This window comes from Rothia amarae, assembly GCF_042677725.1.
GTDB classification, from domain to species: Bacteria; Actinomycetota; Actinomycetes; order Actinomycetales; family Micrococcaceae; genus Rothia; species Rothia amarae.
Genome location: NZ_JBHUCN010000008.1, coordinates 263,134 through 269,133 on the forward strand (window position 1 = coordinate 263,134; position 6,000 = coordinate 269,133).

7 protein-coding genes are annotated in these 6,000 nt (G+C 45.9%); 6 read left to right on the plus strand and 1 reads right to left on the minus strand.

Going from position 1 to position 6,000, the window contains the following annotated elements; genetic code table 11:
• Window positions 1–67: 67 nt before the first annotated feature.
• The 3 genes from ACFR81_RS04820 (at window position 68) to ACFR81_RS04830 (ending at window position 1,188) form a co-directional block, all read left to right on the plus strand.
• A complete protein-coding gene (locus tag ACFR81_RS04820) occupies window positions 68–532 on the plus strand; it encodes an FAD-dependent oxidoreductase (RefSeq protein ID WP_343874792.1) in 465 nt (154 codons plus the stop codon).
• Window positions 495–923, plus strand: coding sequence for a hypothetical protein (locus tag ACFR81_RS04825; protein ID WP_343874794.1), 429 nt, complete (start codon window positions 495–497; stop codon window positions 921–923). The genes ACFR81_RS04820 and ACFR81_RS04825 overlap by 38 nt, the downstream gene beginning before the upstream one ends.
• A gap of 94 nt (window positions 924–1,017) precedes the next feature.
• On the plus strand, window positions 1,018–1,188 hold the full coding sequence (locus ACFR81_RS04830) for a hypothetical protein (protein WP_343874796.1): 171 nt from the start codon (window positions 1,018–1,020) through the stop codon (window positions 1,186–1,188).
• Window positions 1,189–1,421: 233 nt separating this feature from the next.
• Here the strand turns inward: ACFR81_RS04830 and ACFR81_RS04835 are convergent, their stop codons facing one another.
• The gene (locus tag ACFR81_RS04835) at window positions 1,422–1,700 is read right to left on the minus strand and encodes a hypothetical protein (RefSeq protein ID WP_343874799.1); all 279 of its coding nucleotides are present in this window, start codon (window positions 1,698–1,700) and stop codon (window positions 1,422–1,424) included.
• A 538-nt stretch (window positions 1,701–2,238) separates the two neighbouring features.
• On the opposite strand from ACFR81_RS04835, the gene ACFR81_RS04840 reads away from it, so the two are divergent.
• From ACFR81_RS04840 to ACFR81_RS04850, 3 genes are all read left to right on the plus strand, one after another.
• A complete protein-coding gene (locus tag ACFR81_RS04840; RefSeq protein WP_068169922.1) occupies window positions 2,239–3,087 on the plus strand; it encodes a ParA family protein in 849 nt (282 codons plus the stop codon).
• 175 nt (window positions 3,088–3,262) lie between these two features.
• Window positions 3,263–4,570, plus strand: a complete 1,308-nt coding sequence (locus tag ACFR81_RS04845; RefSeq protein ID WP_151147164.1) for a ParB/RepB/Spo0J family partition protein — start codon at window positions 3,263–3,265, stop codon at window positions 4,568–4,570.
• A gap of 938 nt (window positions 4,571–5,508) precedes the next feature.
• Window positions 5,509–6,000 (plus strand): ribosomal maturation YjgA family protein (locus ACFR81_RS04850; RefSeq protein ID WP_377148657.1); only part of this gene is annotated, 492 nt, incomplete at its 3' end.

The window sequence follows — 6,000 nt, forward strand, 5'->3', positions numbered from 1 at the left end:
GGGCATAAATTTTCGTTGACTGGTGTTATCGGTGTGGGACATACAGGGTAGAAAGAGAATCTCATGAGTGAATCGCCACGGTTATCAGTGGGGGGAGTGGTTTGCTACGCATCGGACTGCCTCAGGCGTCGTTCTTGAATCTGTAGTGATCGGTGCCGGGCAAGCCGGTTTATCAGCCGCCTATGAGCTCAAACGGCGGGGTAAAGACTTTGCGGTTTTTGATTCTAATGAGGGCGCTGGCGGTGCCTGGCAGCATCGTTGGGATTCTCTCACAATGGACGATGTACATGGAGTTGCTGACCTTCCCGGCTCGCAAGCTCCAGCGGTTTCATCCGAGCGATCAAATCAAATTATTCCTGCCTATTTTGCCGAATATGAGGAGAGATATCAGCTACCGGTATTTCGTCCGGTTCGAGTTCTTTCGGTAGAGAGTGCTGAGAAAAATTTACTGGTGCTCACTTCTGAGGGCGACGTGCTGACTCAAACGCTGGTGAATGCCACCGGCACCTGGGACTGTCCGTTTATTCCTTGATATCCGGGAGCTTGAAACTTTTTCCGGTGAACAGTTTCATGCCTCAACTTACCCTGGTCCGGAGTATCTCGCTGGGAAGCGCGTGCTAGTGGTCGGCGGTGGTGCTTCTGCCGTGCAATTTTTGGGGGAACTTGCGTATCGTTCCGAGTTGTTGTGGGTTACTCGCCGTCCGCCCCAATGGGTTTCCGGCAGTATCGATGGCTTGAAAGCCGTGGAGTGGGTGGAAGAACGAGCGGTGTCGGGGCAGCTCCGGCTAGCGTTGTCAGCTCTACTGGGTTGTTTTTACGTCCTCAGGAGCAGTATGCGCGAAAAATGGGAGTCTATGAGAAACGCCTACCCATGTTTGCACATATTGAACCGGACGGCGTTCGCTGGGCAATGGGGATTTTGAGAAAGCGAACGTTATCCTCTGGGCCACGGGATTCTGACCCGCTATTTCGCATCTTGCGTCGTTATATCTGCGCTCTGTTGAAGGTGGTATTGCGTTGCAGCGCGTGACCGGTGACGTTCAAGGTGCGACGACGGCGGTGGCAGACCCTCGCGTACAACTGGTGGGCTACGGCCCATCGGCGTCTACTGTTGGCGCGCGTCATGCCGCCCGACGAGCGGCTATGGCGGTTAAAAAGTGGGTAGGAAACGAAAGTAATGACTCTTAGCAAACGTCCAGGGAATATAAATAATCCCTAAAGGTCGGTACGGTTAACTGTTAATAGATGGTTCGAGAAGAGAAAATCTCTGAAGCAATCTAAGTGTGTGATAGGGAAAGATGTGAATCTTACTCACGAGGGGCCCTTACCTCGAAATGTGTGTGTGATGTAGTGAAGGTTCCGCTGATTTCAGCGGAACCTTCACTCATTTAATGAATCCAACAATGAGTGGATCAGAAGTATTATTTTTGCTCGGGGGTTGGTTTCGATTCATAGACGCGACGCGCAAGTTGCTTCTTCATGGTGATGCCAACACCGACTGCCGTGCAGAGAATGCTGAGAAAGATGACTCCGAGAGCTAGAGGGAATAATCCTGAGGTGGTATGTGAGATTCCTTCTGTCGTTAGGGTTTCAAAAACTCCTGAATTGAGCATCATAATAAAACCAGCTATCAACCCTATGACACCGACGCCCATCAGAATGATGTTGAGTGCCGATGTTTTATTCTCCGTGTTCATCATGCCCCTTCTCGTGATGTGTTTAGATTTTATCTCGCCACGAATTGAAAGTTTAAGGTGTTTCACGTGAAACATCGCCGAGGATCTAGCTCAACGATTCTATTTGTTGCATTGTTTCATGTGAAACATTCTCTCCGTATTTATTGGAGATGCGGAAGTGGTGAGCATATATGGGTTGCTTCTTGATGCGTAATAAGGCTGTGTGAAATGCCTAGCTTCGTCGAGGTAAAGAGGTTAAGAGAAATCAAGATAATTACTTCTAAACTCATAAAACTACTTCTAAAGATTGATATAATTATTTATTTTCTCGCAGAGGGCTCACCGGGTACTCTTAATTTTAAAGAGAGAATAAGTTTCTGGGGAGAAGCAATTGAATCAACCACAACTTAATATTCCTGACTTTGGTATGCCTCCTGAGCCTGCAGACTCTAAGACTGAAACCAAGCCGGATCGCGGCAGGAATGTTTCACGTGAAACACGGAAAAAACTCGAACGTGAAGTTCAAGAAAAAACCCTCGACACCCCCTTGGCGAAAGAAATCATGAGCGAAAAAAAGCAGTTTGAGAAGCTGGAACAAGTAAACCTCAAGCACCCGCAAAACACTCGAGTTTTTACCATCTCCAATCAAAAGGGCGGCGTAGGAAAAACAAGTACAGCCGTCAACCTAGCTGCAGCTCTTGCCACTAAAGGCATGAATGTCCTGGTGATCGACAATGACCCTCAGGGCAATGCCTCAACTGCCTTGAATATCGAACACGGCACCGACATCAAAAGTACCTATGATGTGCTGATTGATGATGTCCCCCTAGCAGACATTGTAAAAGAGTGCCCCGACGTCCCTCAGTTATGGGTTGCGCCAGCAAACATCGACCTGGCGGGTGCCGAAATCGAGCTTGTCTCCATGGTTGCACGTGAAACACGCCTAAAAGGAGCCTTGGCTGACTACGCAGAACAACGTGAGAAGGACGGTTTGCCACGTCTTGATTACGTTTTCATCGATTGTCCACCAAGTCTGGGTTTGCTCACTATCAACGCCTTTGTTGCTGCACAAGAGGTTCTCATCCCCATTCAGTGCGAATACTATGCGTTGGAAGGTCTAAGCCAGCTCCTCAAAAATATCCAAATGATTCAGAAGCACCTCAATTCTGAGCTCCACATCAGTACCATTCTGCTGACCATGTATGACGGTCGGACCAATCTTGCCTCCCAGGTTGCTGATGAAGTTCGAGAGCACTTTCCCCAAGAGGTTCTTAAAACCCTTATCCCTCGCTCGGTACGGATTTCAGAAGCACCGAGCTATCAGCAGACAGTTATAAGCTACGATCCCACATCGACTGGTGCCCGAGCATACCTCGAAGCAGCAATTGAAATAGGGGAGCGCGCAGTATAACCCTTGAATGAAAAGACGACGTGCGGCAACTCAGCCGCGCGTCGTCTTTGTTTTTAAGTAAAGAATAGAGATGTTTCACGTGAAACATCGCTCAAATAGCGACTCGGTGTGTTGCTTCAGACTCATCTCACCTAAACTTAGTAGGTAGATAACAAGCTTATTTTTGGAGGACTCTGTGGCAGAGAAACGTCGTGGACTAGGTCGTGGATTAGGGGCGTTGATTCCTAGTGCGGCAAAAGAAGATATAACGGCCTCTGAGAGCACTCCAGAAGCTACTAAAACCGCCGCATCTGCTCAAGCAGAGGGGGAGACTCGTCAGAAGAAGCAAAACCTTACCGTGCAAAAAACTTCTCGCGAGAATGCTGAAAAGACTCCTGCTAAAGAGCCTGCCAAGAGCTCTGCGGCACAACAGAAGTCTGGAAAGAAAAGTGCTCCTGCTGAGAATGAACAGACGGCTCTAAATATTGAGGCTCCTCAAAAAAACACCAAAAAAGTTGATTTACAACAGAATGTTTCACGTGAAACACCTACATCTTCTACCCGTTCCGCTAAGAAGAATCAGCGCAAAGATATGGGTGCGGCGTTGAGGAGCACTACTCCATCGCGCCGTCCAGTTGACTTCTTCTTTGGTGAAGATGCTCCAACAGCAGGCGAAAAATTGGTACCAGTGCCTGGCGTAGAATTCGCTGAAGTCTCTGTTAAAGATATTCACCCTAACCGGAAGCAACCCCGTTCAGAATTCAATGAGCAGGATATGGAGGAGCTCGTCCACTCCATCAAGGAAATTGGGGTTCTACAACCGATTGTTATCCGTCCCAGCCGTGAGAATGGGGCAGAAAAATATGAATTGGTGATGGGCGAGCGTCGATGGCGTGCGACTCAAAGAGCTGGGCTAGAAAAGATTCCAGCAATTATTCGCGATACCCAAGACGTGGATCTCTTACGCGATGCTTTGCTGGAGAACCTGCACCGCAGCCAGCTTAATCCGATTGAAGAAGCTGCTGCTTACCAGCAACTATTGGAAGAGTTTAACACTACCCAAGACCAGCTGGCGCAACGGATTGGACGATCACGTCCACAGATTTCTAATACCCTGCGCCTACTCAAGCTTCCCGCCTTGGTTCAACGACGAGTTGCAGCAGGCATACTGTCCTCTGGTCATGCTCGTGCTTTGCTTGGGTTGCGAAGCCAAGCTGAAATTGAAAAGGTCGCTCAAAAGATTGTTAATGAGGGTCTTTCTGTTCGAGCAGTGGAGGAGATTGTGCAGAGCTCCTCTGAATCTACTCCTAAGGAACGAAAGACGCCGCAGCCCCAGAAACACCATGAGCGATTGGACTATATCGCAGATGCATTCGCAGACAAGTTAGATACCAATGTGAAGATTCAGCTGGGTGCACGCAAGGGCAAAATGACCATTGAGTTCGCTTCGGTAGAGGATTTAAACAGAATTATTTCGGTTTTGGATCAGAATATCGGGCAGTAAGATCTAGTTGATAAGGCTCCGTGTTAGAAGATAAGTGGTTGCTGTCTCTTTGGGAGGCAGCAACCGCTTTTTGTATGTTGTGATGTCGCCTGAGTATATAGGTGCTCTTCTTGTTTGGTTTTCAAACATGGATGACCTGAAAAGGCCCTAGAATTGATTCTCAGAGCTTTAAGGTCTTGAATGGCCTTGGATCTGTTTTATGTGAGAAAGTGCGGGAGAATCGATTCTGATGGGTCAATTTTTGACTGATGGCAATAAAATTTTACTCAAAAGCCACAAAATGCCGCTCTTTAGGTTTTCTTGAGAGGAAAATTAACTTTTGTGGGTATCCGCTGCCGATGCTGTTTCACGTGAAACATCGGAGGAGGCGAACAATCGCCTACATCTATTCCGAAGTTAGCTGGTGTCGGATCTTCAGAATTTTTTTGAAGCTTGCTCATAAGTTATAAGTATCATCAGCCCGGCACAACCCTCGGCAAGTATCTTGTCGTTTACTTCGCTAACGCTCAAATAACCGATTCTTGCTAAGTGTAACTAGTTTGCTTCGCATCGGGACGGTCTATCGAATTGTCATATGAATAAACCATTTCGTGAGTTGAATGTTCTCAAGAGAAATTAGCAAAAGAAAAGAAGAAAATTAATTCTCCTTTAGATGAATCATGAAAATTTAAACTCTGTTGAATTTCTATTTTTAGAAATTTTATAAGGAATTATAAATTTTAGATTGAATTAAATAAATGAATTACTTTATTTTAGAAAACTCTTTGGGTTTGGGAATAACTAAAAAAGAACATATTTAATTAAAAAACAACCTACATAGGTGGATAAATAGATATAGTCGCGATGTTTCACGTGAAACATCGCAATTCACGTTCAGTTTTCATCCCTCTAGCAGTTCATTTCATTGATAGAATAATTCCTCACGAAGGGATGGGTGGATGGAGAAAATTAAAATCCATATCTACACGGGATTGTTATTTATTACTCTCGGGGTAGTAGCGGTTTTAGTTCGGCGGAAAAACCCTGGAATTGAATGGGTAGAATATATTTCCGATGCGACGGGAACCGTCGGCTGGGCTGCAGTATTTACAATATTTTTCTCATTTATATTTTTAAACTCCAGAAAATGGAAATTTATTACTCCAATTATTTCACTTCTATTTTGTTGGAGTGTTGAATTTCTGCAGATGACCAATATCCCCGGAAATCTAGAGAAAGAATTTCCTCCCAGTCATTATCTGTTGGGTTCAAATTTTGATTCCGCAGATTTACCCTGGTATGGATTAGGGGTCTTGTTATCCTGGTTTATTCTTTTGAAATTTATCGACAAGAAGATGATGAATAAAAATGGATATTCAAGGAGGCTTATTCAAAAGTCCTCCCAGCCGCATAAAACACCAACCCCCGAACCACCGCAAACACCCGCAAAT